A 2,421-nucleotide genomic window follows, 5' to 3' on the forward strand; every position below is an offset into this window, starting at 1 on the left:
TAGTTTGGGATTTGCGCAGTATCTAGCCACGTGCCGCGGTAGAATTTTGCATCGATTGCCATAGTGGTGCGTCGTGATGCTATGGCAGGCAACGGCGCGCCGTTAAATTTTAAAATTTTATCGTTTCGGCTGCGACATATAAAGACAGCAAGGCGTAAATTTGTTCGCTGATTTTGCGATTTTAGAAAAGCTAGCTGCGTGATTTTATCGCCGTAGCGTTAGAATTTACGCAAAGCGCAGGCAGGGCGCAGAGTTCATTAAATTTAGCGGCGAGATGAAACTAGTAAATTTTACAAAGAGCGAGCTTAACGGCTATAATTGCGTTTTTTGTGGACAAGTTTAGCGCGAAATTTCGCTTAGATACGCCGCGAGCTGCCCGTATGCGATGCCGCTGTCGTTGCAAGGAACGGCGCGGTTTAGATGAAATTTTATCCCTCGCTCACGCAGTTTTTCGCACGTAAGATTTAGAAGCGTCGCGTTTTGAAAGACCCCGCCGTTTAGCACGACCTCGAGCCCGAAGCCCTCCGCAAACTCCGCGATGAAATTTGCGATGGCGTTTATAAATTTCGTCGCGGCCAAGCGCGGCTCATCGCTCAAAGCCTGCAAAAACGCCTCTTCGTAATCGATCACGTAGCATTCGCCGCCAAAGCCCCGCGGCGCCTCGTCACCCGTAGAATTTGTCGTGGAATTTGACGCAGAATCCGCTACGCTCATCGATAAGTCATAATTGATTCCATACGCAGAATTTAAACTCCGAGTGTTTGTCGAATTCGGCGCGTATATAAAATTTTGCTCGGTATCGCCGATTGTGGAATTTGCCGCGGAATTTTCCGCGTCGCTAGCCGAGCTGCAAACGTTCGCGGCGTTCGTGGCTGCAAATCTTTCACCGCTATTAGAATTCGTCGCGCGGCTATCGCGATTTATCGAGCCGCTAAAATTTTCCGCTATTCGCACCGCGGCATCGATAGAATTTCCTCTACAGACGCCGCTTTTATCCTCGCGTTCTGCACTGCGGATAGGATTTTTCGCCGCGCCAAATTTCTCGGGCATGCGCACCGCAGAGTCGATAGAGCTTTTTATCTTGTCAAAAATCCCCGCTTCGCTTGCCGCGCCCGCTTTTTTCAGCCTAAATTTATAGCTCTGCTCGCAGCCGTCGATATATAGGTTTTCTAGCCGCATGCCCGCCTCGCCGTCGAAGCTGACGGCTCGTAGATCGCAAATGACCGCCGCAAATGCGTCGAACAGTCGCCCTAGCGAGCTTGAGCGGACGGCACGCGGCGCGATTTTTTCTAAATTTGCTACTTCGCTCGCGTCAAATTTTGCCAAAAACTCCCGCGCAGCGCCCTTTGCATTAAATTTAAACACGAGCGCAAGCGCAAGCTTGTAGATGTTTTTGATCGCATTCTCGCCGCCGATAAGCGCGATCTCGTCAAATTTCGCGACGCGTCGGTAGCCGCGCGGATCAAAGATCATCACCTCGCCGCCCCAGATCGTGCCGTCCGTGCCGTAGCCGGTGCCGTCGAAGCAAAAGCCGAGGTATTTTTTGCCGCTACCTAGTAGATCGTTTTGCGCTAAATTTGAAACAAGATGCGCGAAATGGTGCTGGTAGCGCACCACGGGGTATCCGCGCTGCTCAAAAAATCGCGTGTGTGAAAACTGCGGGTGCAGATCTGCGATGACGGCGTCGAATTTCAGCTCGTAGGCGCGCACGAACATATCCAAAAGCGCGAAAAATCGCTCATTCGTGGCGACGTTTTTAAGATCGCCGATGTAGGGCGAGATGAAAATTTGCCCGTCTTTGTAGATCGCAAACTCATTTTTCAGCTCCGCTCCGAGCGCCAGGAAAGTGCCTTTGGCGTGGAATTTGCTAGGGAAAATTTTTGGATTCATTCCGCGAGAGGTTCGTAAAAACAGAGCGCGATCTAAAGCGTCCGCTTCGGCGGAAAGATTTGTGTAGCTTGCTAAATTTGCAGTGCTTGCAGATTTTGCGGTATCTGCGAAATTTACGGGACTTGTGAAATTTGCTTCGTTTGCTAAATTTGCGATACCTGCGGCGCAGGCGGATTTCGTTTCGCAAACAGGTTTCTCTTCGGCGACGAAATTTGCGTCATTTTGGTTTTTTAGAGGCGCTAATTTTGTGCCGTCGCAGCTAGTTTTGGAAGTAAAATTTACGACGTCGCAACTTGTATCGGAAGGTCTTTGCGAGTTCTCGAAATTTCGCCTATCTGCGAAATTTTCCTTAAAATTTTGCGGCGCGATAAGGGTTTGAGAGGTTGCAGAATTAGCCGCAAAATTCTGCGCTAAGATTAAATTTAGCGCGGAATTTTCAGTCTTGGCGCAAGTCGGAAGCGACTCGGAAATTGTGTTCGAATTGCAAGCCGTTTTTGAATCAGGCGTTAAAGTTTGCGCTTCAAACGGCGG

At 49.7% G+C, this 2,421-nt stretch carries 1 pseudogene; it reads right to left on the reverse strand.

Going from position 1 to position 2,421, the window contains the following annotated elements:
• Positions 1-339: 339 nt before the first annotated feature.
• A pseudogene (locus Q0620_RS08215) lies at positions 340-2,421 on the reverse strand (hypothetical protein); the annotation flags it as partial.

Source organism: uncultured Campylobacter sp. (assembly GCF_938017615.1).
Taxonomy (GTDB): domain Bacteria; phylum Campylobacterota; class Campylobacteria; order Campylobacterales; family Campylobacteraceae; genus Campylobacter_B.